Here is a 22,509-nt window from a genome sequence, read left to right on the forward strand (position 1 = left end):
CCCCGGCCGTGACCTGACGGCATGTCGGACCGCCGGGGGCGGCGGTCGCACGCCGGAGCCCCCATCATCTCATCCCCGTCCGGGCCAGGTCCGGCCGCCCGTCCCCCGGGACCGTCCGGGCGGTGAAGCCCGGGTGTCCCCCGGGCGTACGGACGGCGCAGGGCCCCCGCCGGTTGCGGCGGGGGCCCTGCGGACCGCTGACGGGGGCTCAGCGGTGCGTCACCGGCCGGGGTTGACCGTGACCTCGACCCGCTGGAACTCCTTGAGCTCGGTGTAGCCGGTGGTGGCCATCGCCCGGCGCAGCGCGCCGAACAGGTTCATGGTGCCGTCGGGGGTGTGCGACGGGCCGGCCAGGATCTGCTCGGTGGTGCCGACGGTGCCCAGGTGCACCCGCTTGCCGCGCGGCAGCTCCTCGTGGACGGCCTCCATGCCCCAGTGGTAGCCCCGGCCGGGCGCGTCGGTGGCGCGGGCCAGCGCGGCGCCGATCATCACCGCGTCCGCGCCGCAGGCGACGGCCTTCGGGATGTCGCCGCTGTAGCCGACGCCGCCGTCCGCGATGACGTGCACGTACCGGCCGCCGGACTCGTCCATGTAGTCGCGGCGGGCGGCCGCGACGTCCGCCACGGCGGTCGCCATCGGGACCTGGATGCCCAGCACGCCCCGGGTGGTGTGCGCGGCGCCGCCGCCGAAGCCGACCAGCACACCGGCCGCGCCGGTGCGCATCAGGTGCAGCGCGGCGGTGTAGGTGGCGCAGCCGCCGACGATCACCGGGACGTCGAGCTCGTAGATGAACTGCTTGAGGTTGAGCGGCTCGGCCGCGCCGGAGACGTGCTCCGCCGAGACGGTGGTGCCGCGGATGACGAACACGTCGACGCCGGCGTCCACCACGGCCTTGGAGAACTCGGCGGTGCGCTGCGGCGAGAGCGCGGCGGCGGTCACGACGCCGGAGTCACGGACCTCCTTGATCCGCTCCTTGATCAGCTCGGCCTTGATCGGCTCCGCGTAGACCTCCTGCAGGCGCCGGGTGGCGGCCGCCTCGTCGGTGATCGCGGCGATCTCCTCCAGCAGCGGGCGCGGGTCCTCGTACCGCGTCCACAGCCCCTCCAGGTTCAGCACGCCCAGGCCGCCCAGCTGCCCGATCGCGATCGCCTGCTGCGGCGACACCACGCTGTCCATCGGCGCCGCCAGGAACGGCAGTTCGAACCGGTAGGCGTCGATCTGCCAAGCGATCGAGACCTCCTTCGGGTCACGCGTACGGCGGCTGGGGACGACGGCGATGTCGTCGAAGGAGTACGCCCGGCGGCCGCGCTTGCCTCGCCCGATCTCGATCTCAGTCACTTCGAGCCCTTCTGCTGCTTTCCATCTCCCGACCGGGTCCCCCCGGCCACGCCCCCAAGTATCCCGTACGCGCCCCACCAGCCCCGACAGGGGCGCGGGCAACCGGGCCCGGACAGCGGAAATCCGCCCGGCCGCGCGTGCTCGCGGTCCGGACGGATCCCGGTGGGACGGGGGTCAGCGCGCGTTGTAGTTCGGCGCCTCGACGGTCATCTGGATGTCGTGCGGGTGGCTCTCCTTGAGGCCCGCCGAGGTGATCCGGACGAACCGGCCCTTGGTCTGCATCTCCTCGATGCTGGCCGCGCCCACGTAGCCCATGGTCTGGCGCAGGCCGCCGACCAGCTGGAACAGCACCGCGGAGAGCGGGCCGCGGTAGGGCACCTGGCCCTCGATGCCCTCGGCGATCAGCTTCTCGTCCGAGGAGACCTCGGCCTGGAAGTAGCGGTCCTTGGAGAAGGACTTCGCCTGGCCGCGGGTCTGCATCGCGCCCAGCGAGCCCATGCCGCGGTACGACTTGAACTGCTTGCCGTTGATGAACAGCAGTTCGCCGGGCGACTCCTCGCAGCCGGCCAGCAGCGAGCCGAGCATCACGGTGTCGGCGCCGGCGCACAGCGCCTTGCCGATGTCGCCGGAGTACTGCAGGCCGCCGTCGCCGATGATCGGGACGCCCGCGTCCTGGCAGGCCTGGGCGGCCTCGTAGATCGCGGTGACCTGCGGGACGCCGACGCCGGCGACCACGCGGGTGGTGCAGATCGAGCCGGGGCCGACGCCGACCTTCACGCCGTCCACGCCCGCGTCGAGCAGCGCCCGCGCGCCGTCCCGGGTGGCGACGTTGCCGCCGACCACGTCCACCGGCACGGCGGCCTTGATCTTGGAGATCCAGGACAGCGCGTTGTGCGAGTGCCCGTGCGAGGTGTCGACGACCAGGAAGTCCACGCCCGCGCCGACCAGCGCCTGGGCGCGGTCGAAGGCCTCGGCGGAGGCGCCGACGGCGGCGCCCACCAGCAGCCGGCCCTCGGCGTCCTTGGCGGCGTTCGGGTACTTCTCCGCCTTGACGAAGTCCTTGACGGTGATCAGGCCCTTGATCCGGCCCTCGTCGTCGACCAGCGGCAGCTTCTCGATCTTGTGGCGGCGGAGCAGCGCGACCGCGTCCTCGCCGGAGATGCCGACCTTGCCGGTGATCAGCGGCATCGGGGTCATGATGTCGCCGACCTTGCGGCTGCGGTCGGTCTCGAAGGCCATGTCGCGGTTGGTGACGATGCCCAGCAGCTTGCCCTCGGGGGTCGCCACCGGCACGCCGGAGATCCGGAACCGGGCGCACAGCGCGTCGGCCTCGGCCAGCGTCGCCTCCGGGCCGACCGTGATCGGGTCGGTGACCATGCCGGACTCGGAGCGCTTCACCAGGTCGACCTGGTTGACCTGGTCCTCGATCGAGAGGTTGCGGTGCAGGACGCCGACGCCGCCCTGACGGGCCATCGCGATCGCCATCCGCGACTCGGTGACCTTGTCCATCGCGGCCGACAGCAGCGGGATGTTGACCCGCACGTTCCGGGAGATCCGCGAGGAGGTGTCGACCTGGTTGGGCAGCACCTCGGAGGCCCCGGGCAGCAGCAGGACGTCGTCGTACGTGAGTCCGAGCATGGCGAACTTCTCGGGTACGCCGGCGGCGTTGTAAGACATGGGCAACCTTCCTGAGGGCCCCTCCTGCCCGGCGGCGGGCGAGGAGGGAGGGCCGTCGTTCTGCGCACGGGCGCCCGGCTGTCACGGCCGCCAAGGCGCCCGGTGCTCTTGGAGGAACCTCCGAAGGAAGCCCGCGCGCACCGGAGAAACTTTGGCGACCCGACCAGGCGCCGATGCTCCATGGTACTGGTGGCGCGGGGTGGGTCGTCGCGCCCTCTTGACAACACCGGGCACCGCGCGCTTCTTCCGCGCCGGTCCACGCGCGTCCAGCAGCGCGGACCGGATCAGCCGGTCTCCTCCGCGAGCGCCCGCAGCCGCGACAGCGCCCGGTGCTGGGCGACCCGGACCGCGCCCGGCGACATCCCGAGCACCTCGCCGGTCTCCTCCGCCGACAGCCCGTCCGCGACCCGCAGCAGCACCAGCTCGCGCTGCCGGGCCGGCAGGTAGGACAGCAGTTCCTTGATCCACTCGGCGTCGCTGGACAGCAGCGCCCGCTCCTCGGGGCCGAGCGAGTCGTCCGGCGTCTCCGGCAGGTCGTCCGGCGGGATCACCGTCGAACCGGGCCCGCGCATCGCGGCCCGCTGCAGGTCGGCGATCTTGTGGGCGGCGATCCCGTACACGAAGGCCTCGAACGGGCGGCCGGTGTCCCGGTAGCGGGGCAGCGCGCAGAGCACCGCGACGCAGACCTCCTGCGCCACGTCGTCCACGTGGTGCCGGGCCCCGCCGGGCAGCCGCACCAGCCGGCCGCGGCAGTAGCGCAGCGCCAGCGGGAGCACGTAGCCGAGCAGCGCCTCGATCGCCGGGCCGTCGCCGCGGACCGCCGCCGCGACCAGCTCGGCCACCTCAGGCGACGTGCCGGTGCCGAGCACGGGCGGGCGCACCGGCGCTCCCGGTGCCCCCGGCGGGCCGTCGGAGCCGGTCACCCGGTCGTCCGGTGCCGACGACGGATCGGCAGCCGCACCCTCGGGGGCGGGCTGCACCGGGTCGGGCCCGGCGGCCTCCTCGTCGTCACGCATCGGTCCATGGTGCCTGGTCGGGCCGGAAAACGCGGCACCGCGTCCGGACTTGTGCATCGGAACGTTATCCGTCGCCGCGTGCACCGTGCCGCCTCCCCTGCCTGTCCGCTGGTCCCCGAGGTGCTCCACTACTCCATGGTGCAGCCTCGGGACCACAACGTCACACGTCCGAGCGAGCGCAGTTCCCGCGCCCGCTCAGCGGACCAGGCCCCAGCGGAAGCCCAGCGCCACCGCGTGCGCGCGGTCCGAGGCGCCCAACTTCTTGAACAGGCGCCTGGCGTGCGTCTTCACGGTGTCCTCGGACAGGAACAGCTCGCGGCCGATCTCGGCGTTGGAACGGCCGTGGCTCATCCCCTCCAGCACCTGGATCTCACGGGCCGTCAGGGTCGGCGCGGCGCCCATGTCCGGGCTGCGCAGCCGGCGCGGCGCCAGGCGCCAGGTCGGGTCGGCCAGCGCCTGGGTGACGGTGGCCCGCAGCTCGGCGCGCGAGGCGTCCTTGTGCAGGTAGCCGCGGGCCCCGGCGGCGACCGCGAGGGCCACGCCGTCCAGGTCCTCGGCGACGGTGAGCATGATGATCCGGGCGCCCGGGTCGGCCGAGAGCAGCCGGCGAACCGTCTCCACCCCGCCGAGGCCGGGCATCCGGACGTCCATCAGAACGAGATCGGAACGGTCGGCCACCCAGCGGCGGAGGACCTCCTCACCGTTCGTCGCAGTGGTCACCCGGTCCACGCCGGGCACGGTCGCCACCGCGCGCCGAAGCGCCTCCCGGGCGAGCGGGGAATCGTCGCAGACGAGTACGGATGTCATGCCCGTCGTCCTCCGCAGCTGATCCGCGTCACGTTGAGCCTCCTGGCTGGTACGAACCTCTCCGACACGGCCCCGGTGCGGACCCGTTCCGATCGCCTCGCTGCGCGACCGTTCCCGACGTCCTGCCTCTGACCGCCTCCGTACATCCAACGACCGTCACTCGAATGAGTTACGGCTTCACGTCCATCTCCACCACTGTACGTGGCCAACCCATCACCGGAGAGCCACCTCGCGGTGCACACGCCGCACTTTTGTGCAGCTCGCGCGCGGTGTCCGCGCCGCGCGCGCCCTCCGGGACGGTCCGCGCCCGGGCGGACACCCGATCGACGGAGCTTTCCGGTTCAAACCTCTTGCCCCTTTTGTCCGTTTTTATAGCTTCTGTCAGGTCATTGACTGATTCGTCGGTGTGTGGGTGACTTGTCCGTGTAGTCGGCGTAAGTCATATTTCCAGGTGTCCGTACCGGCCCCGGGCCGCCTCGCCGCAGCGACCGCGACGAGCCCGCCGGGCCACGAGCCATGAAGGGAATGAGCCATGGCAGATTTCTCCCGCCTCCCCGGCCCCAACGCAGACCTCTGGGACTGGCAGCTCTCCGCCGCCTGCCGCGGTGTCGACAGCTCGCTGTTCTTCCACCCCGAGGGCGAGCGCGGCGCGGCCCGGACCTCCCGCGAGACGAGCGCCAAAGAGGTCTGCATGCGCTGCCCGGTCCGCACCCAGTGCGCGGCCCACGCCCTGGCCGTCCGCGAGCCCTACGGGGTCTGGGGCGGCATGACGGAGGACGAACGCGAAGAGCTGCTCGGCCGCTCCCGCAACCGACTGGCCGAGGTCCCGCTGGCGATGCCGCAGACCATCCGACGCTGATCCACCCCGCCCCGCCCCCGCCGCGGCCGTCCCGCCGCAGCGGTCCGCACCGGCCCGCGACCCCGACCGCGCCGCCCGACCGCACCTCCCGACCGCGCCGCCCGCCCGTCCCCGGCCGGCGCCGCGCTCCTCAGCGGGTGGCGGCCGCCGCCGCGAGCTGGTCCAGCATCAGCGCCACCGCCGGAACCTCCGCGAGGTCCGGCAGGGTCAGCGCCACCACCTCGCGCCGGGCCGGCTCCCCCGACGCCACCCGCACCGGCACGGCCGCCACCCCCGGGTGCCGCACCGACTCCAGCGCCAGCCCCGGCAGCACCGCCACCCCCAGGCCCGCGCCGACCAGGCCCACCACCGCCGGGTAGTCGTCCGTCGCGAACTCGATCGCCGGCGCGAAGCCCGCGTCCGCGCACAGCTCCACCAGGTGGCCCCGGCACTGCGGGCAGCCGGCGATCCACTGCTCCCCCGCCAGCTCCGCGAGGTCCACCGGGGCGTCCTCGCCCCGGTCGGCGAGCGGGTGCCCGGCCGGCACCAGGCCCACCAGCGGGTCGTCCAGCAGCGGGCGCACCACCAGCTCCGACCAGTCGTTCGCGGCCGCCGTCGCCGCCGCCTCCAGCACCGCCTCGGCCCGCGCCTCGCGCAATGTCGCGTGCGGGGACGGCAGGCTCGGCCCGCCCTGCGAGTCCGGGTAGCGGAACGCCAGCGCGACCTCGCACTCGCCGCCGCGCAGCATCGCCAGCGCCTGGGTCGGCTCCGCCTCCACCAGCGAGACCCGCACCCCCGGGTGCGCCGCCCGCACCTGCGCCACCGAGCGCGGCACCAGCGTCGAACTCGCCGTCGGGAACGAGACCAGCCGCACCCGCCCGGCCCGCAGCCCGGTGATCGCCGCGACCTCCTCCTCGGCGGCCGACAGCCCCGCGAGGATCCCGTCCGCGTGCCGCAGCAGCACCCGGCCGGCCTCGCTCAGCCGCATCTCCCGCCCCGACCGCACCACCAGGGGCGTGTCCACCGCCTTCTCCAGCGCCTTCATCTGCTGGCTCACCGCGGGCTGCGTGCACCCCAGCTCCCGCGCCGCGGCGGAGAACGACCCGGTCCGGGCGACGGCGTGCAGGACGCGGAGGTGGCGGGCTTCGATCACGCGGTCAACTGTACGGAACCCGCCGCGCACCCCGCCGGGCGGTCGCGGACGCCCGCGACGGCGGGGGGGCGCGGCGGACGCGGAAGGGCGCGAGGCCCCGGCGGTCCGAGCCTCGCACCGGGGTGCTCGGTCGGCCGCGCGGTTCCTCGCGCCCTTCAGTGCCTGACGGCCGGGTCGCCTCAGTGGCTGTGGCCGTGGCCGCCGTGCGAGTGGCCGTGGCCCGCGGCCTCCTCCTCTTCCTTCTTCTCCACCACGAGGGTCTCGGTGGTGAGCAGCAGGGAGGCGATCGAGGCGGCGTTCTCCAGCGCGGAGCGGGTGACCTTGACCGGGTCGATGACGCCGGCCTTGACCAGGTCGCCGTACTCGCCGGTGGCGGCGTTGTAGCCCTGGCCGGCCTCCAGCTCGGCGACCTTGGAGGTGATGACGTAGCCCTCCAGGCCGGCGTTCTGGGCGATCCAGCGCAGCGGCTCGGCGAGCGCCTTGCGGACGACGGCGACACCGGTGGCCTCGTCGCCGGAGAGGCCGAGGCCGTCCTCCAGGACCTTCGCGGCGTGGACGAGCGAGGCGCCGCCGCCGGCGACGATGCCCTCCTCGACCGCGGCGCGGGTCGCCGAGATGGCGTCCTCCAGGCGGTGCTTGCGCTCCTTGAGCTCGACCTCGGTGGCCGCGCCGACCTTGATCACGCAGACGCCGCCGGCCAGCTTGGCGAGGCGCTCCTGGAGCTTCTCGCGGTCCCAGTCGGAGTCGGTGTTGGCGATCTCGGCCTTGATCTGGGCCACCCGGCCCGCGACCTCGGCGGAGTCGCCGGCGCCGTCGACGACGATGGTCTCGTCCTTGGTGACGGTGATGCGGCGGGCGGTGCCGAGCACCTCCAGGCCGACCTGGTCGAGCTTGAGGCCGACCTCCTCGGAGACGACCTGGCCGCCGGTGAGGGTGGCGATGTCGCCGAGGATCGCCTTGCGGCGGTCGCCGAAGCCGGGGGCCTTGACCGCGACCGCGTTGAAGGTGCCGCGGATCTTGTTGACCACCAGGGTGGAGAGGGCCTCGCCGTCGACGTCCTCGGCGATGATCAGCAGCGGGCGGGAGCCGCCGGCCTGCAGGACCTTCTCCAGCAGCGGGAGGAGCTCCTGGATCGAGGAGATCTTGCCCTGGTTGATCAGGACGTACGGGTCCTCCAGGACGGCTTCCTGGCGCTCCGCGTCGGTGACGAAGTACGGCGACAGGTAGCCCTTGTCGAACTGCATGCCCTCGGTGAACTCGAGCTCGACGCCGAAGGTGTTGGACTCCTCGACGGTGATGACACCGTCCTTGCCGACCTTGTCGATCGCCTCGGCGATCAGCTCGCCGACCTGGGCGTCCTGGGCGGAGAGGGAGGCGACGGCGGCGACGTCGTCCTTGCCCTCGATCTCGCGGGCCACCGAGAGCAGGTGCTCGGAGACGGCGGCGACGGCCTTGTCGATGCCCTTCTTCAGGGCGGCCGGGCCGGCGCCGGCGGCGACGTTGCGCAGACCCTCGTTGACCAGGGCCTGGGCCAGCACGGTGGCGGTGGTGGTGCCGTCGCCCGCGACGTCGTTGGTCTTGGTGGCGACCTCCTTGACCAGCTGCGCGCCGAGGTTCTCGTACGGGTCGTCGAGCTCGACCTCGCGGGCGATGGTCACACCGTCGTTGGTGATGGTCGGGGCGCCGAACTTCTTGTCGATGACGACGTTGCGGCCCTTGGGGCCGATGGTCACCTTGACGGTGTCGGCCAGCTTGTTGACACCGCGCTCCAGCGAGCGGCGGGCGTCCTCGTCGAACTGCAGGGTCTTCGCCATGGTCCCGTTTCCTCAGGGGTAGGTCTGCGTACGTGGAGCAACAACCGCGCCCCGGGCCCCTGTCGGTGCGACACGGATCCGGGGCGGGCTGGGACGTCTTACTGCGCGGACGTCTTACTTCTCGATGATCGCGAGGACGTCGCGGGCCGAGAGGACGAGGTACTCCTCGCCCTGGTACTTGACCTCGGTGCCGCCGTACTTCGAGTACAGGACGATGTCACCGACGGCGACGTCGAGCGGCAGACGCTGGCCGTCCTCGAAGCGGCCCGGGCCGACGGCCAGGACGACGCCCTCCTGGGGCTTCTCCTTGGCGGTGTCCGGGATCACCAGGCCGGAGGCGGTGGTGGTCTCGGCGTCGAGCGGCTGGACCACGATGCGGTCCTCGAGCGGCTTGATGGCAACCTTGCTGCTGGTGGTCACGTCCGAGCTCCCCTTCGGAGATTACGGGGTTGTCTAACAGGTAGGTGGACGATTGCGCGCGGCCGCCGTCGCGGGGGTCGGACACGCTTCATCGCGTTAGCACTCTCCCTGGGGGGAGTGCCAGGTACGACCTTAGGACGCGGTTAGCACTCAGTCAACCAGAGTGCCAATGCCGTCGTGTCGGGTTCGCGCCCGCCGCGCGCCGCGCGCCCCCTCGGACCGGGCCCGCGGGCCGCCCGCGGCCGGGTCCCCGTACTCAGGCGGCGCGCCGTCCGCCCTGCCAGGCTGGTGGCATGACGAGGATCCGACCGTCCGGGCGACGGGACGCACTGCTCTCGGTGGGCCTGCTGGCGCTGGAGGTGCCGCTGCTGTGCGCGGTGCCGTACGCGTGCGTCGTGCTGGTGTTCGCGCTGGCCGCCGCGTCGGAGCGCGGGGGCGGCGCGGGCGGGGCGGTGGCGCTGTGCGTCGCGGTGGTGGTGCTGGGGCTGGCGGTGCCGGCGGCGGCGACGGTGGCCACCGCGCGGCGGGGCTACCGGATCGCGCCGCTCTCGCTCGGGCTGGCCGGGCCGGTGCTGGCCGCGCTGGTGCTCGGGGTGGCCTGGCACTGACCGGGAGCGGGGACAATGGCCGGGTGGAGATCGAGTCGTTCCGGGCGCTGCTGACCGAGCAGGGGCAGGCGCTGCTGGCCGAGTTGCGGGGGTTCACGGCGGCCGGGGAGCTGGCGCTGGCGACCAGGCTGCGGCGGGAGCACCCGGCGGAGCTGGTCCGGGCGGCGTTCGAGCAGGCCCGGCTGCGGCAGCGGGCGGAGGCGAAGTTCGGGGCGGACGCCGCGTCGATGTACTTCACCCAGCACGGGGTGGAGCAGGCGACCCGGCGTTCGGTGGCCGAGTGGCGGGCGGGCCGGTTCGCGGCGCTGGGGGTGCGGCGGCTGGCCGACCTGTGCTGCGGGATCGGCGGCGACGCGGTCGCGCTGGCCCGGGCCGGGATCGCGGTGCTGGCGGTCGACCGGGACGAGCTGACCTGCGAGGTGGCCCGGGCGAACGCGGCGGCGCTGGGCGTGGCGGAGCTGGTGGAGGTCCGCCGGGCGGACGTCGCGGACGTCGGCACCGCCGGTTTCGACGCGGTGTTCACCGACCCGGCGCGGCGCACCTCGCGGGGCCGGGTGTTCGACCCGGAGGCGTACTCGCCGCCGCTGTCCTGGGCGGTGGAGGCGGCCCGCAGCGCCCCGTTCGGCGCGTTGAAGGTGGCGCCGGGCATCCCGCACGAGCTGGTGCCCCCGGGCGCGGAGGCGGAGTGGGTGTCGGACCGGGGCGAGGTGAAGGAGGCGGTGCTGTGGTTCGGCACGGCCGCCGCCGAGCCGTACCGGGCGACGCTGCTGCCGGGCCCGCACTCGCTGTCCGGCGGCGCGCTGCCCGACCCGCCGGTGGGGCCGGTGGGGCGCTACCTGTACGAGCCGGACGGCGCGGTGATCCGGGGCCGGATGGTGGCCGAGGTGGTGGCGGCGGTGGACGGGCGGCTGATCGACCCGATGATCGCGTACGTCACCTCGGACGAGCTGCGGCCGACCCCGTACGCGCAGGCGTACGAGCTGACCGACGTGCTGCCGTTCCAGGTGAAGCGGCTGAAGGCGCTGGTGAAGGAGCGCCGGATCGGCACCGTGGTGGTCAAGAAGCGCGGGATGGCCTCGGTCGTCCCGGAGGAGCTGCGGCGCCGGCTGAGGCCGGCCGGGCCGAACGCGGTGACGGTGCTGGTGGCCCGCACCGCGGCCGGCCCGGTGATGATGCTGGGTCAGCCGGTCGGCCGGGCGATGTAGTCGTCGAGGCGGGCGACCGCGAAACCCTGCTCCCGGATCCGGTTGAGCAGTTCGCCGAACATCTCGGTCATCTTCTCGCCCTTGAGCTCGGACGGGCCGCGGAAGTGGGCCAGGATGATGTCGCCGTTGCGGAGCTTCTTGTCGGCGGCCTGGTACTGCATGTCGTGGATCTGCATGGACTCCCGCCACAGCACCACGGCGCGCGGCCCGCACTCCTGGACGGCGGTGTTCAGCGCCGGGGTGTGGGCGCCGTCGCCGAACGGCGGGCGGAACAGGTACGGGGCGGTGCCGTACTGCTCGGTGAGGGCGCTCTGGGCGTCGCAGACCTGCGCCTTCTGCTGGGCGGCGGGGATCCTGCTCATCTGCGGGTGGCTGACGGTGTGGTTCTGGACGCTGTTGCCGAGCGCCTGTAGCGGCTTGAAGTAGGCGTAGTCGTTCTTGACGACGTCCTTGGTCAGGAACATCGTGATCGGCACCTTCAGCTCGGTGAGCATCCGGACGAACTCGGGGTCCTTCTCGGCGCCGTCGTCGATGGTGATGAAGACGACCCGGTCGCCGGTCGGGACCTCGCTGAACACCGGCACCGGCCCGCTCGCGGTGAGCTTGATCGGCCGGTCGGCGGGCGGCGCGGGCGGCGCGGGCAGCGGTTCGAGGCCCCACTTCGCCCAGGCGGCGCCGGGCGCCGCGTCCCGCGCGGACGCCGAGGGCGTGCCGGGGGCGGGGGCGCCCGGCGAGGACGCGGCGAGCGGCCCGGCGGGCGCGGGCGCGGGGCCGTCCGCCCCGGAGCCGCAGCCGCTCGCCGCCAGCAGCACGGCGAGCGCGCCCGCCCCGTACCCGATCCGTATCCGCCCGCCCACCGGTGCCCCCGTCTTGCTCTACACGCGTGTCGATGTTCCAGGACGCACGCTACCGCCCGCCGGTTGCCCGGGCCCGGCGGAGGGGGCCTATCCGACGTCCGTGCGGGTGAAGGTCCAGCGGTGCGCCGGGCGGGCCAGCAGGTCGGCGGGCGGTTCCGGCACCGGCACCGGCTCACCCGTCCACAGCGCGATCAGCAGCACCCGCTCGCCGGGGGCGGTGAACAGCTCGACCCGCTCCAGGCCGGCCGCGCCGCGCACCGCGGGCAGTGCGGACTCCCGTGCCCAGGCGTGCAGTTCGGCCCCCCGGCCGTCCGCCGCCCGGGCCTCCCACATCGCCGCCAGGGTCACTTCAGCGCCTCGTGCGCGTGCGCGTGGACGTGCCCGTGCCCGTCGCCCGGCACGTGGGTCTCGGTGACCGGCAGCGAGGAGTCCGCCGACAGGTCGAAGGAGGACGGGGTGCGGCCCCGCCACACCATCTCGGCGCCGAGCGCCGCCACCATCGCGCCGTTGTCGGTGCACAGCCCCGGCCGCGGCACCCGCAGCACGATGCCGGCCTTGTCGCAGCGCTGCTGCGCCATCTCGCGCAGCCGCGAGTTGGCCGCCACGCCGCCGCCGATCATCAGGTGGTCGACGTCGTTGTCCTTGCACGCCCGGACCGCCTTGCGGGTCAGCACGTCGGTGACCGCCTCCTGGAAGGACGCCGCGACGTCCGCCACCGGCACCGGCTCGCCGGCCCGCCGCCTGGCCTCCACCCAGCGGGCCACGGCGGTCTTCAGGCCGGAGAACGAGAAGTCGTACGCCGGGTCCCCCGCGTTGTTCAGACCGCGCGGGAAGGCGATCGCCGAGCCGTCGCCCTCCCGGGCCATCCGGTCCACCACCGGGCCGCCCGGGAAGCCGAGCCCGAGCACCCGCGCCACCTTGTCGAACGCCTCGCCCGCCGCGTCGTCGATGGTCGCGCCCAGCGGCCGGACGTCGGCGGTGATGTCGCCGCTGAGCAGCAGCGAGGAGTGCCCGCCGGAGACCAGCAGCGCCATCGTCGGCTCCGGCAGCCGGCCGTGCTCCAGCTGGTCCACGCAGATGTGCGAGGCCAGGTGGTTCACCCCGTACAGCGGCTTGTCCAGCGCCCAGGCGTACGCCTTGGCGGCGCTCACGCCGACCAGCAGCGCGCCCGCCAGGCCCGGGCCCGCGGTGACCGCGATGCCGTCCAGGTCGGCCGCCTTCACCCCGGCGGTGTCCAGCGCCCGCTGGATGGTCGGGACCATCGCCTCCAGGTGCGCCCGGCTGGCGATCTCCGGGACGACGCCGCCGTACCGGGCGTGGTCGTTGACGCTGGACGCGACCGCGTCGGCCAGCAGCGTGGTGCCGCGGACGATGCCGACGCCGGTCTCGTCGCAGGAGGTCTCGATGCCGAGGACGAGGGGTTCGTCAGCCATTGTGATGATCCTTCAGATCGCTTGCGTCACTTGCCAGGTGGTCCAGACGCATCACCAGTGCGTCCACGTTGGCGGGCTGGTAGTAGCCCCGCCGGATCCCGACCGGCTCGAACCCGAACCGCTCGTACAGCCGCTGCGCGCGCAGGTTGTCCACCCGCACCTCCAGCAGCAGTTCGGCGCAGCCCCGCCGCACCGACTCCGCCGTCAGCTCGGCCAGCAGCACCCCGCCGAGCCCCGCCCCCTGGTGGTCGGCGTCGACCGCGATCGTCTGCACGTCGCTGTCCGTCCCGACCGCCATCAGCCCCGCGTAGCCGACGACCGCCCCGTCCGCGTCCACCGCCACCACGTAGTGCCGGCTCCCGCCCGGGTGCGCCTCGGCCAGCTCCGACCAGTACATCCCGCGCGACCAGGCGTCCTCGGGGAACAGCCGGTGCTCCAGCACCATGACCGGTTCGACGTCCCACCAGCGCATGGGGCGCAGCGCGTACCTAGCCACGCCGGCCGACCGTTCCGGCAGCCGCGGCGGTCATGCCGGGAGCACCGCCTTGTAGCCCGCCGGCACCTGCGCGTCCGGCCGCCGCAGGTACAGCGGGGCGTTCGGCAGCAGCTCCCGGCCGGCGGCCAGCTCGCGGACCGCGAAGTCGGCCAGCGCGCCCGCCGAGACGTGCTCGGGGCCGCTCGCCGCCGGCAGGCCGTACAGCAGCGCGCCCGCGCCGACCGTCCGCGCGCCGGGCTCGATCTCGGCCGGGCGGTCCACCGCGGGGCCGCCCACCCGGGCGCCGGCGGCGTCGTACGAGGCCCAGTAGACCTCCTTGCGGCGCGCGTCGGTGGCCACCGCGAAGGGCCCGGTCAGGCCCTCGGCGCGGGCCTGGTGGGCGATCGCGTCGAGGGTGCAGACGCCGTGCACGGGCAGGCCGAGGGCGTCGCCGAGGGCGGCGGCGGTGACCAGGCCGACCCGCAGGCCGGTGTACGGGCCGGGGCCGACGCCGACCGCGAGGTCGGTCAGGTCGCGCTTGTCCACGCCGGCGGTGCGCAGCACGGCCGCGACGGTGGGCAGCAGCAGTTCGCCGTGCCGCCGGGCGTCGACCTCGTAGGACTCGGCGAGCACCGAGGTGCCGTCGTGGACGGCGGCGGTGACGGCGGGGGTGGCGGTGTCGAAGGCGAGGAGGAGCACGGGTCCAAGGTTAGAGGGTCCGCCCGCCCGGCCCCGCACCCCGCCCGGGCCGGCCCCGTCCCCGGCTCCGCCCCGGCCCCGTCCCCGGCCGGGCCGCCCGCCGGGAACACACGATCGCCAGGAGGCCGGAACGGCGGGCCGCACCTGGCACGATGGGCTTCGCTGAGGTTGAGACGGTGGCGGCGCGAGCGGTGAGGAGCGGACGTGGCGAAGCTTGGTCCTGGTGTGGTGGTCGGCGGGCTGACCCTGGGCGCCATGGCGGTGATCGGGCTGCTGGCCTTCCAGGCGAACGGCGCGTCCTCGCGCGCGGTCGCGGCGGTGCCGTCCGCGTCGAGCGCGGCCCCGTCGGCGTCCGCCGCCGAGAGCGGCAGGCCGACCGCGCCGCCGCTGCCCGCCGAGTCCGGCGCGGGCCTGCGGGTGGTGTACTCGCTCCAGCAGCAGCAGGTGTGGCTGGTCGACCCGAAGAAGCCGAACCCGGTGGTGGCCTCGTTCAAGGTGGTGCCGGGCAACACCCTGCCGCCGGTGGGCACCTACAGCGTGGCCAGCCGGACGGCGGCGGGCAGCGGCACGGACGGCCGGCAGATCGAGCACGTGGTGCGGTTCGCCCAGCAGGCCGGCACGGTCTTCGGGTTCAGCGCGCTGGTCGACGAGAAGGCGCCGGCCCCGTCGCTGGACCCGAAGACGAAGACCGGCGGCATCCGGGCCTCCCGGGCGGACGGCCAGGCGCTGTGGGACTTCGCGCCGAACGGCACCCGGGTGGTCGTGGTCGACTGACCCGCCCGGCCCGCCCGGACGCGCGGCGCTACGCGGCGTCGCGCTCCGGCGGGGTGGAGACGGCCTCGGCGGCCCGGCAGGACGCCAGCAGGACGCGCATCGGCACGGGCGCGCAGCCGGTCCCGGTGGTCTCGGCCACCGGGGTCCGCACCGGCTCCGGTCGGTCCGCGGTGTTCACGGGGGGTGTGCTCGGCATCGGGCGCCTCCCTAGTTAGGCATACCTAACCTGCTGGCGCCATCCCATCACGCCCGCGCGGTGCGCCGCAACCGTTTGCCGACACGGTGTCGGAAACCCGGCTCAGTTCTCACCCAAACCGGTGAGGTCCGCGCCGTCCCAGCGACCGCCGAGCCCGGTGAGGACGACCCGCCGCCCGTCCGCCTCGGCGTCCAGCGCGTCGACCGCCTCGCCGCCGAGGGTCCGCTCGATCCGGATCTCCAGCCGGTCCTCGGAGAGCTGCTCGACCTTGCCCTCGCCCCACTCGACGACGACCACCGACTCGGGCAGCGACACGTCGAGGTCGAGGTCCTCCATCTCGTCCAGGCCGCCGCCCAGCCGGTACGCGTCGACGTGCACCAGCGCGGGGCCGCCGGTCAGCGAGGGGTGCACCCGGGCGATCACGAAGGTCGGCGAGGTGACCGCGCCGCGCACGCCCAGGCCCTCGCCGAGGCCCCGGGTCAGCGTGGTCTTGCCCGCGCCCAGCTCTCCCGACAGCAGCACCAGGTCGCCGGGGCGCAGCAGCGCGGCGAGCCGCCGGCCCAGGCCGGTCATCCGCTCCGCGGTCTCGACGGTCAGCGTGGTCTGGGTCCCCATGGCGTCCTTCTCCGATCGTTGCGGCCACCCCTAAGGTGCCACAACCCGGATCAGCCCTCCGCCAGCGCCCGCACGGCCGGGGGGAGCGGGCCCGTCCCGGCGTGCTCGGCGGCGCGGCCGAGCAGCGCGGCGAGCTCGCGGTCGACGGTGCCGGGGCGTTCCAGCATGACCAGGTGGCCGGCGCCCTCGACCAGCACCAGCCGGGCGGCGGGGAGCGCGGCGGCGATCGCCTCGGAGTACTCGGGCGGGGTCAGCAGGTCCTTGGTACCGGCCAGCACGAGGACGGGCAGGCCGTCCAGGGCGGCCAGCGCGGCCAGCTTGTCGTGCGCGGAGAAGGTCGGGTAGAACTCGGCGACCACGTCGATGGGGGTGGCGTCCAGCAGCTGCTCGGCGAACCGGGCCACCACCGGGTCGACGTCCCGGCCGCCGAACGAGAACCGCCGGTAGAACACGGCGGCCAGGTCGGAGCCCCAGCGCCGGGTGGCCTCGACCAGGTCGACCTGGCGGCCCAGCGCCCTCACCACCCCGGGCGCGACCCGCTTGACCACCTTGGCGCCGACGGCGGGCAGGCCCAGCGGCACGGCGTCCCAGCCGCCCGCCAGGGTGCCGACCAGCGCGACGCCGGCCACCCGGCCGTCGGGGCCGAACAGGTCGGGGCGCCGGTCGGCGAGCGCCATCACGGTCATCCCGCCCATCGAGTGCCCGACCAGCACGACCGGCCCGTCCGGGACGACCGCGTCCAGCACCGCTTCGAGGTCGGCGCCGAGCTGGTCGATCGAGGCGAGCTCGCCGCCCAGGTACGAGCGGGATCGCTCGGAGCGGCCGTGGCTGCGCTGGTCCCAGAAGACGGTGCGCAGCGCGCCGCGCAGCGCGGCCCGCTGGAAGTGCCAGCCGTCCTGGTTGAGGCAGTAGCCGTGGCAGAACACCACGGTGGGGCCGGGCGCGCCCCCGTCCGGCTCGTCGACCTCGACGTACAGCTCGGTGCCGTCGGCGGCGGTCACCGTCCGCGCGGTGCCGCGCAGCGTGCCGAAGCCGGCCGCGGCGTCCAGTTCGGCGCGGGCCCGCCGGCGCATCGCCCGGCCGACGGTCAGCCGCTCGACCGCGACGCCGGCGGCGGCCCCGGCGGCCAGCACGCCCAGCGAGATGCCGATCAGCCCGGCCCGGGACACCCCGCCGGAGGAGGACTCCTCAGCCACCGTTCACCCCCGCAGCCCGCCGACGTAGCGCCGCGGGACCCGCCCCCCGATCCGGGTGATGATCTCGTACGCGATGGTGCCGCAGGCCCGCGCCCAGTCCTCGGCGGTGGGCTCGCCGCGCTCGCCGGAGCCGAACAGCAGCACCTCCTCGCCGATGTCCGGGCTGTCGCCGCCGAGGTCGACGACGAACTGGTCCATCGCGACCCGCCCGGCCACCCGGTACCAGCTCGACCCGATCTGCACCGGGCCGGTGTTGCTGGCGTGCCGCGGCACGCCGTCCGCGTAGCCGAGCGGCACCAGGCCGAGCGTGGTCGGCCCCGTGGTCGTGTAGTGGTGCCCGTACGAGACGCCGTGGCCGCCCGGGACCCGCTTGACCAGCGCCAGCCGGGCCGCCAGCGACATCACCGGCCGCAGCCCGAAGTCGGCGGGCGCGCCGACGTCCGGGACGGGCGACAGGCCGTACATCGCCAGGCCGGGCCGGACCAGGTCGTAGTGCGACTGCGGGAGCAGCAGCGTCGCCGGGGAGTTCGCCAGGTGCCGCACCTCGGGGTCGACGCCGGTCCGCTCGGCGAACGCCAGGGCCTGCGCGAACGAGTCGAGCTGGGCCTGGATCGAGGGGTGGCCGGGCTCGTCGGCGGCCGCGAAGTGCGACCAGACGCCGACCACCCGCAGCAGGCCGGCGGCCTGCGCCTTGACGGCGTTCTCCACCAGGTCGGGCCAGTCGTGCGGCTGGCAGCCGTTGCGGCCCAGGCCGGTGTCGGCCTTCAGGTGCACCCGGGCCGGGACGCCGGTCTCGCGGACGGCGGCGAGCAGCTCGTCCAGCGCCCACTGGCCGCTGACCGAGATGTCCACCGACTCGCGCAGCGCCCGCGCCCACGGGCCGCCCGGCGTCCACAGCCAGCACAGGATCCGGGCCTGCTCCGGGCCGATTCCCCCGGCCCGCAGCGCCAGCGCCTCCTCCGGCGTCGCGGTGCCCAGCCAGCCGACGCCGGCCGCGACCGCCTCGCGGGCGCACCGCAGCGCGCCGTGCCCGTAGGCGTCCGCCTTGACCACGGCCATCAGCTCGGGCCCGTCGACGCGGGCCCGCAGGGCGGCCAGGTTGTCACGCAGCGCGGCCAGGTCGACGGTGGCCTCGGCGCGGGCCCCCTGGGCCAGGGCGGGCGTCCCGGTGGTGTTCGCAGTCGTCATCGCGTATCAGTCTCCCAGACAGCGGCCGGTCCCCCCAGCAGGGGCACGGCCGAGCGCGGACGACGTCACCCGGCCGACCGCCTCCGGCACCTTCCACGCGGCGGACGCCGTTCCGGTTCCCGGCCGCCCGGAACGGCGGACGGGTGCCGCGCCGGTCCCCGCGCAGGGGCCGGGGAACGGCGGCTGCTGCTGCGCTCCGGCCCCGAACCCCCAGCGGGTCCCGACTACCCCGCCGCCCCCGCTGCCCGGAGTCCCGTCCACGCGCCGTGCAGCCCCGCGGCCACGTCCAGGGCCGTGATCGGCCCGCCGCGCCCGGCGGCTCCGCGGCCGGCCAGCCCGTGCAGGTACGCCGCGGCGGAGGCGGCGTCCAGCGGGGCGAGGCCGGTGGCGAGCAGGGAGCCGGCCAGGCCGGAGAGGACGTCGCCGCTGCCGGCGGTGCCGAGCCAGCCGGTGCCGGTGGAGTTGACCCGGGTCCGGCCGTCCGGGTCGGCGACGACCGTCGTGGAGCCCTTGAGCAGCACGGTCGCGCCGTAGCCCGCGGCGAGCCGCCGGGCCGCCCACAGCCGCCGGGCGGCGACCTCCCGGGCGTCGGCGGGCTCGCCGAGGCCCGCCAGCAGCCGGGCGGCCTCCCCGGCGTGCGGGGTGAGCAGGACGGGCGCCGGCCGGCCGGCCGTCGCGGCCGGGCCGAGACGGGCGAGTTCGGTGAGGGCGTCGGCGTCGGCCAGGACCGGCACGTCGGTGTCCAGCGCCTCGCGCAGGACGCGTGCGGCGTCCTCGCCGCCGCCGGGCCCGACCACCCAGGCCTGGACGCGGCCGGCGCCGGCCGGTCCGCCGTCGGTGACCAGCGTCTCGGGGTGCCGCCGGACCACCTCCTCAGCGGCCCGCCCGGCGTAGCGCACCGCCCCGGCGCCGCCGTGCAGCGCCCCGGCGACGGCCAGCACGGCCGCACCCGGGTAGCGGGCGGACCCGGCGGCGACGCCGACCACCCCGCGCCGGTACTTGTCGCTCTCCGCGTCGGGGACGGGCAGCAGCGCGGCCACGTCGGCGTGCTGCAGGGCCTCGACGGGGGCGGGCGGCAGGTCCAGCCCGAGGTCGACCAGGTGGACGACGCCTGCGTGGCGCGCGCCGGGGTCGACCAGCAGGCCCGGCTTGTGGGTGCCGAAGCAGACCGTGACGTCGGCGCGCAGCGCGGGCCCGGAGACCTCCCCGGTGTCGGGGTCCACGCCGGACGGGACGTCCACCGCGACCACCCGGCCGCGGCGCGGCAGGTCGGCGAACGGGGCGGCGGCGGGACGCAGCGGGCCGCGGCCGCCGATGCCGACGACGCCGTCCAGGACGAGGTCGGCCCGGGTGAAGGCGTCCGGGTCGGTGGTGGTGCGACCGCCGGCCGCGAGCAGCGCGGCCAGGCCCGCGGCGTGGGCCTTCGCCGGGTCGAGCAGCAGCGCCTCGGCGCGGGCGCCGCGGCGGGCGAGGCGGGCCGCCGCGAAGAGCGCGTCGCCCCCGTTGTCGCCGGACCCGGCCAGCACCAGCACCCGGCTCCCGTAGACCCGGGGCAGCAGCCCCGCGCAGACCGCGGCCAGCCCGGCCGCGGCCCGCTGCATCAGCGTCCCCTCCGGCAGCCGGGCCATCAGCGCGGCCTCGGCGGACCGGACCTGCTCGACGGTGTGGGCGTGGCGCATGGTGGGTTCTCCTCTTCGGCGGACGGCTCGGAGGCGGTCAGGGGCCCGGGGAACGGCGGGCGGGCCGGTGGTTGCTGTCAGAACCCCCAGCAGCACGAACTTACCGATGGGCTCCGGCGTCCAGCAGCACGAGCCCGCCGTTCCCCGGGCCCCTGGCGGGGCTTTCACCCCTCCGCGATGACCACCGCCGAGGCGACGCCCGCGTCGTGGCTGAGGGAGACGTGCCAGGAGGTGACGCCGAGGGCGGCGGCGCGGGCCTCGACGGTGCCGGTGACGTGGAGGACGGGGCGGCCGGAGTCCTCGACGCGGACTTCGGCGTCCTCCCAGTGCAGGCCGGGCGGGGCGCCGAGGGCCTTGGCGACGGCCTCCTTCGCGGCGAAGCGGGCGGCGAGCGAGGCGGTGCCGCGGCGCCGGCCGGAGGGGAGGGTGAGTTCGGCGGGGGTGAAGAGGCGTTCGGCGAGTCCGGGGGTGCGTTCCAGGGACTGTCCGAACCGTCCGATGTCCGCCACGTCGATGCCGACCCCGATGATCACCCTGCTGCTCCTTCGTCCGCGCCGGTAGGGGGCCTTCCCCGTACCGGCACGGACGATACGCGGGCTACTCGACCGTGACGGACTTGGCCAGGTTGCGCGGCTGGTCGACCTCGTGGCCCTTGGCGGTGGCCAGCTCGCAGGCGAAGACCTGGAGCGGGACGGTGGCGACCAGGGGCTGGAGCAGGGTCGGGGTGACCGGGATGCGGATCAGGTGGTCGGCGTAGGGGACGACGGCCTCGTCGCCCTCCTCGGCGATCACGATGGTCCTGGCGCCGCGGGCCCGGATCTCCTGGATGTTGGAGACGATCTTGTCGTGCAGGATCGAGCGGCCGCGCGGCGAGGGCACCACGACGACGACCGGCAGGCCCTCCTCGATCAGGGCGATCGGGCCGTGCTTGAGCTCGCCGGCGGCGAAGCCCTCGGCGTGCATGTAGGCGAGCTCCTTGAGCTTGAGCGCGCCTTCCAGGGCGACGGGGTAGCCGACGTGCCGGCCGAGGAAGAGCACCGAGCGGGCGTCGGCCAGCGAGCGGGCGAGCTCGCGGACCGGCTCCATGGTGCCGAGCACCTGCTCGACCTGGCGGGGGGCGTCGCCGAGTTCGCGGATGACGGAGGAGATCTCGTCGCCCCACTTGGTGCCGCGGACCTGGCCGAGGTAGAGGGCGACCAGGTAGCAGGCGACCAGCTGGGTGAGGAACGCCTTGGTGGAGGCGACCGCGACCTCGGGGCCGGCGTGGGTGTAGAGGACGGCGTCGGACTCGCGCGGGATGGTCGAGCCGTTGGTGTTGCAGATCGCCAGCACCTTGGCGCCCTGCTCGCGGGCGTGCCGCAGCGCCATCAGGGTGTCCATGGTCTCGCCGGACTGCGAGATGGCGACGACCAGGGTGCGGTCGTCCATGATCGGGTCGCGGTAGCGGAACTCGCTGGCGACCTCGACCTCGCAGGGGACCCGGGTCCAGTGCTCGATCGCGTACTTGGCGATCATGCCGGCGTGGAACGCGGTGCCGCAGGCGACGATCACCACCTTGTCGACCTCGCGCAGCACCTGGTCGGGGATGCGCAGCTCGTCGAGGGTGAGCCGGCCGTCGGTGCCGATCCGGCCGAGGAGGGTGTCGGCGACGGCCTTCGGCTGCTCGGCGATCTCCTTGAGCATGAAGTAGTCGTAGCCGCCCTTCTCGGCGGCGGAGGCGTCCCAGTCGACGTGGTACTCGCGGACCTCGGCGGGGGTGCCGTCGAAGTTGGTCACCGTGACGCCCTCGGGGCGCAGCTCGACGACCTGGTCCTGGCCGAGCTCGATGGCCTCGCGGGTGTGCGCGATGAACGCGGCGACGTCCGAGGCGAGGAAGTTCTCGCCGTCGCCGACGCCGACCACCAGCGGCGAGTTGCGGCGGGCGCCGACCACCGTGCCGGGGGCGTCGGCGTGCACCGCCACGAGGGTGAAGGCACCGTCGAGCTGGCGGCAGACGGCGCGCATGGCCTCGGCCAGGTCGCCGTCGTAGGCCTCGGCGAGCAGGTGGGCGACGACCTCGGTGTCGGTCTCGGAGCGGAGGGTGTGGCCCCGGTCGGCGAGGTCGGCGCGCAGCCGCGCGAAGTTCTCGATGATGCCGTTGTGGACGACCGCGACCTTGCGGTGGTCGTCCAGGTGGGGGTGGGCGTTGGCGTCGGTGGGGCCGCCGTGGGTGGCCCACCGGGTGTGTCCGATGCCCGTGGTGCCGGCCGGGAGAGGGGTTTCGGCCAGCGACTTCTCGAGGTTGGCGAGCTTCCCGGCCCGCTTGTCGGTGGAGAGGAGCCACTGCCCGGCGGCCCCCTCGGTCTGCACCGCGACGCCGGCCGAGTCGTAGCCCCGGTACTCCAGCCTCCGCAGACCTGCGATCACTACGTCGAGGGCCTCCTGAGGCCCGGTATATCCAACAATTCCGCACATGTGCGCCAGCATATGTGCGCTTGTTCGGCGCCCGGTACGTCGGGTGAGCACACCGGGTGACCGACAC

General features: G+C 74.8%; 23 protein-coding genes. 4 read left to right on the forward strand and 19 right to left on the reverse strand.

Annotation, left to right across the window (positions count from 1 at the left end; genetic code table 11):
• Window positions 1-219 precede the first annotated feature (219 nt).
• From ACZ3J7_RS23255 to ACZ3J7_RS23270, 4 genes are all read right to left on the reverse strand, one after another.
• Entirely contained in the window at window positions 220-1,338 is a 1,119-nt protein-coding gene (locus tag ACZ3J7_RS23255) for a GuaB3 family IMP dehydrogenase-related protein (protein ID WP_344552002.1), read from the reverse strand.
• A 174-nt stretch (window positions 1,339-1,512) separates the two neighbouring features.
• On the reverse strand, window positions 1,513-3,015 hold the full coding sequence (gene guaB / locus ACZ3J7_RS23260; protein WP_465624284.1) for an IMP dehydrogenase: 1,503 nt from the start codon (window positions 3,013-3,015) through the stop codon (window positions 1,513-1,515).
• Window positions 3,016-3,299: 284 nt separating this feature from the next.
• A complete protein-coding gene (shbA, locus tag ACZ3J7_RS23265) occupies window positions 3,300-4,031 on the reverse strand; it encodes an RNA polymerase sigma factor ShbA (RefSeq protein ID WP_465624286.1) in 732 nt (243 codons plus the stop codon).
• 195 nt (window positions 4,032-4,226) lie between these two features.
• On the reverse strand, window positions 4,227-4,838 hold the full coding sequence (locus ACZ3J7_RS23270) for a response regulator transcription factor (RefSeq protein ID WP_014136228.1): 612 nt from the start codon (window positions 4,836-4,838) through the stop codon (window positions 4,227-4,229).
• A gap of 532 nt (window positions 4,839-5,370) precedes the next feature.
• On the opposite strand from ACZ3J7_RS23270, the gene ACZ3J7_RS23275 reads away from it, so the two are divergent.
• A complete protein-coding gene (locus ACZ3J7_RS23275) occupies window positions 5,371-5,697 on the forward strand; it encodes a WhiB family transcriptional regulator (protein WP_030457376.1) in 327 nt (108 codons plus the stop codon).
• Window positions 5,698-5,827: 130 nt separating this feature from the next.
• On the opposite strand, the gene ACZ3J7_RS23280 is transcribed toward ACZ3J7_RS23275, so the two are convergent.
• The 3 genes from ACZ3J7_RS23280 to groES form a co-directional block, all read right to left on the reverse strand.
• The gene (locus ACZ3J7_RS23280; RefSeq protein WP_465624291.1) at window positions 5,828-6,829 is read right to left on the reverse strand and encodes a LysR family transcriptional regulator; all 1,002 of its coding nucleotides are present in this window, start codon (window positions 6,827-6,829) and stop codon (window positions 5,828-5,830) included.
• A 179-nt stretch (window positions 6,830-7,008) separates the two neighbouring features.
• A complete protein-coding gene (groL, locus tag ACZ3J7_RS23285) occupies window positions 7,009-8,643 on the reverse strand; it encodes a chaperonin GroEL (RefSeq protein WP_465624294.1) in 1,635 nt (544 codons plus the stop codon).
• A gap of 114 nt (window positions 8,644-8,757) precedes the next feature.
• Entirely contained in the window at window positions 8,758-9,063 is a 306-nt protein-coding gene (groES, locus tag ACZ3J7_RS23290) for a co-chaperone GroES (protein WP_014136232.1), read from the reverse strand.
• A gap of 293 nt (window positions 9,064-9,356) precedes the next feature.
• Here groES and ACZ3J7_RS23295 point away from each other — a divergent pair, with 293 nt between their 5' ends.
• Window positions 9,357-9,671: a hypothetical protein gene (locus tag ACZ3J7_RS23295; protein WP_465624299.1), complete on the forward strand. Its 315-nt coding sequence runs from the start codon at window positions 9,357-9,359 to the stop codon at window positions 9,669-9,671.
• Between the two features lie 23 nt (window positions 9,672-9,694).
• A complete protein-coding gene (locus tag ACZ3J7_RS23300) occupies window positions 9,695-10,876 on the forward strand; it encodes a class I SAM-dependent methyltransferase (RefSeq protein ID WP_465624301.1) in 1,182 nt (393 codons plus the stop codon).
• Here ACZ3J7_RS23300 and ACZ3J7_RS23305 read toward each other — a convergent pair.
• The 5 genes from ACZ3J7_RS23305 to tsaB form a co-directional block, all read right to left on the reverse strand.
• Window positions 10,852-11,733, reverse strand: coding sequence for a polysaccharide deacetylase family protein (locus ACZ3J7_RS23305; protein WP_465624303.1), 882 nt, complete (start codon window positions 11,731-11,733; stop codon window positions 10,852-10,854). The two genes, ACZ3J7_RS23300 and ACZ3J7_RS23305, sit on opposite strands and share 25 nt — an antisense overlap.
• A gap of 87 nt (window positions 11,734-11,820) precedes the next feature.
• Window positions 11,821-12,081 carry a hypothetical protein gene (locus ACZ3J7_RS23310; RefSeq protein ID WP_465624305.1) on the reverse strand — a complete coding sequence of 87 codons (261 nt, stop codon included), beginning with the start codon at window positions 12,079-12,081 and terminating at the stop codon, window positions 11,821-11,823.
• Window positions 12,078-13,166 carry a tRNA (adenosine(37)-N6)-threonylcarbamoyltransferase complex transferase subunit TsaD gene (gene tsaD / locus ACZ3J7_RS23315; RefSeq protein ID WP_465624307.1) on the reverse strand — a complete coding sequence of 363 codons (1,089 nt, stop codon included), beginning with the start codon at window positions 13,164-13,166 and terminating at the stop codon, window positions 12,078-12,080. The genes ACZ3J7_RS23310 and tsaD overlap by 4 nt, the downstream gene beginning before the upstream one ends.
• Window positions 13,159-13,638, reverse strand: coding sequence for a ribosomal protein S18-alanine N-acetyltransferase (gene rimI / locus ACZ3J7_RS23320; protein WP_465624565.1), 480 nt, complete (start codon window positions 13,636-13,638; stop codon window positions 13,159-13,161). The genes tsaD and rimI overlap by 8 nt, the downstream gene beginning before the upstream one ends.
• Window positions 13,639-13,692: 54 nt before the next feature.
• Window positions 13,693-14,340 carry a tRNA (adenosine(37)-N6)-threonylcarbamoyltransferase complex dimerization subunit type 1 TsaB gene (tsaB, locus tag ACZ3J7_RS23325; protein WP_465624309.1) on the reverse strand — a complete coding sequence of 216 codons (648 nt, stop codon included), beginning with the start codon at window positions 14,338-14,340 and terminating at the stop codon, window positions 13,693-13,695.
• 204 nt (window positions 14,341-14,544) lie between these two features.
• On the opposite strand from tsaB, the gene ACZ3J7_RS23330 reads away from it, so the two are divergent.
• A complete protein-coding gene (locus ACZ3J7_RS23330; RefSeq protein ID WP_465624311.1) occupies window positions 14,545-15,114 on the forward strand; it encodes a L,D-transpeptidase in 570 nt (189 codons plus the stop codon).
• 28 nt (window positions 15,115-15,142) lie between these two features.
• Here the strand turns inward: ACZ3J7_RS23330 and ACZ3J7_RS23335 are convergent, their stop codons facing one another.
• The 7 genes from ACZ3J7_RS23335 to glmS all read right to left on the reverse strand — a co-directional run bounded on the left by ACZ3J7_RS23335 (window position 15,143) and on the right by glmS (window position 22,442).
• Window positions 15,143-15,310: a hypothetical protein gene (locus ACZ3J7_RS23335; protein ID WP_465624313.1), complete on the reverse strand. Its 168-nt coding sequence runs from the start codon at window positions 15,308-15,310 to the stop codon at window positions 15,143-15,145.
• Window positions 15,311-15,412: 102 nt separating this feature from the next.
• Complete coding sequence (gene tsaE / locus ACZ3J7_RS23340; protein WP_465624316.1) at window positions 15,413-15,925, reverse strand: tRNA (adenosine(37)-N6)-threonylcarbamoyltransferase complex ATPase subunit type 1 TsaE; 513 nt, start codon at window positions 15,923-15,925, stop codon at window positions 15,413-15,415.
• Window positions 15,926-15,975: 50 nt separating this feature from the next.
• Window positions 15,976-17,121, reverse strand: a complete 1,146-nt coding sequence (locus ACZ3J7_RS23345) for an alpha/beta fold hydrolase (protein WP_465624318.1) — start codon at window positions 17,119-17,121, stop codon at window positions 15,976-15,978.
• A gap of 3 nt (window positions 17,122-17,124) precedes the next feature.
• On the reverse strand, window positions 17,125-18,309 hold the full coding sequence (gene alr / locus ACZ3J7_RS23350) for an alanine racemase (protein WP_465624322.1): 1,185 nt from the start codon (window positions 18,307-18,309) through the stop codon (window positions 17,125-17,127).
• Window positions 18,310-18,533: 224 nt separating this feature from the next.
• A complete protein-coding gene (locus ACZ3J7_RS23355; RefSeq protein WP_465624325.1) occupies window positions 18,534-19,988 on the reverse strand; it encodes an NAD(P)H-hydrate dehydratase in 1,455 nt (484 codons plus the stop codon).
• 164 nt (window positions 19,989-20,152) lie between these two features.
• The gene (locus tag ACZ3J7_RS23360; protein WP_465624329.1) at window positions 20,153-20,521 is read right to left on the reverse strand and encodes a holo-ACP synthase; all 369 of its coding nucleotides are present in this window, start codon (window positions 20,519-20,521) and stop codon (window positions 20,153-20,155) included.
• A 64-nt stretch (window positions 20,522-20,585) separates the two neighbouring features.
• Window positions 20,586-22,442 (reverse strand): glutamine--fructose-6-phosphate transaminase (isomerizing), encoded by a 1,857-nt coding sequence (gene glmS, locus ACZ3J7_RS23365; RefSeq protein ID WP_465624332.1) that lies wholly within the window; start codon window positions 22,440-22,442, stop codon window positions 20,586-20,588.
• Window positions 22,443-22,509 lie beyond the last annotated feature (67 nt).

The organism is Kitasatospora sp. NPDC015121 (assembly GCF_055562955.1).

Excerpts from the sequence above, each read along its gene's own strand:
- guaB (WP_465624284.1), bottom strand. The coding sequence starts at position 3,015 with ATGTCTTACAACGCCGCCGGCGTACCCGAGAAGTTCGCCATGCTCGGA.
- shbA (WP_465624286.1), bottom strand. The coding sequence starts at position 4,031 with ATGCGTGACGACGAGGAGGCCGCCGGGCCCGACCCGGTGCAGCCCGCC.
- ACZ3J7_RS23270 (WP_014136228.1), bottom strand. The coding sequence starts at position 4,838 with ATGACATCCGTACTCGTCTGCGACGATTCCCCGCTCGCCCGGGAGGCG.
- ACZ3J7_RS23275 (WP_030457376.1), top strand. The coding sequence starts at position 5,371 with ATGGCAGATTTCTCCCGCCTCCCCGGCCCCAACGCAGACCTCTGGGAC.
- groL (WP_465624294.1), bottom strand. The coding sequence starts at position 8,643 with ATGGCGAAGACCCTGCAGTTCGACGAGGACGCCCGCCGCTCGCTGGAG.
- ACZ3J7_RS23295 (WP_465624299.1), top strand. The coding sequence starts at position 9,357 with ATGACGAGGATCCGACCGTCCGGGCGACGGGACGCACTGCTCTCGGTG.
- tsaD (WP_465624307.1), bottom strand. The coding sequence starts at position 13,166 with ATGGCTGACGAACCCCTCGTCCTCGGCATCGAGACCTCCTGCGACGAG.
- rimI (WP_465624565.1), bottom strand. The coding sequence starts at position 13,638 with ATGCGCTGGTGGGACGTCGAACCGGTCATGGTGCTGGAGCACCGGCTG.
- ACZ3J7_RS23335 (WP_465624313.1), bottom strand. The coding sequence starts at position 15,310 with ATGCCGAGCACACCCCCCGTGAACACCGCGGACCGACCGGAGCCGGTG.
- tsaE (WP_465624316.1), bottom strand. The coding sequence starts at position 15,925 with ATGGGGACCCAGACCACGCTGACCGTCGAGACCGCGGAGCGGATGACC.
- alr (WP_465624322.1), bottom strand. The coding sequence starts at position 18,309 with ATGACGACTGCGAACACCACCGGGACGCCCGCCCTGGCCCAGGGGGCC.
- ACZ3J7_RS23355 (WP_465624325.1), bottom strand. The coding sequence starts at position 19,988 with ATGCGCCACGCCCACACCGTCGAGCAGGTCCGGTCCGCCGAGGCCGCG.
- glmS (WP_465624332.1), bottom strand. The coding sequence starts at position 22,442 with ATGTGCGGAATTGTTGGATATACCGGGCCTCAGGAGGCCCTCGACGTA.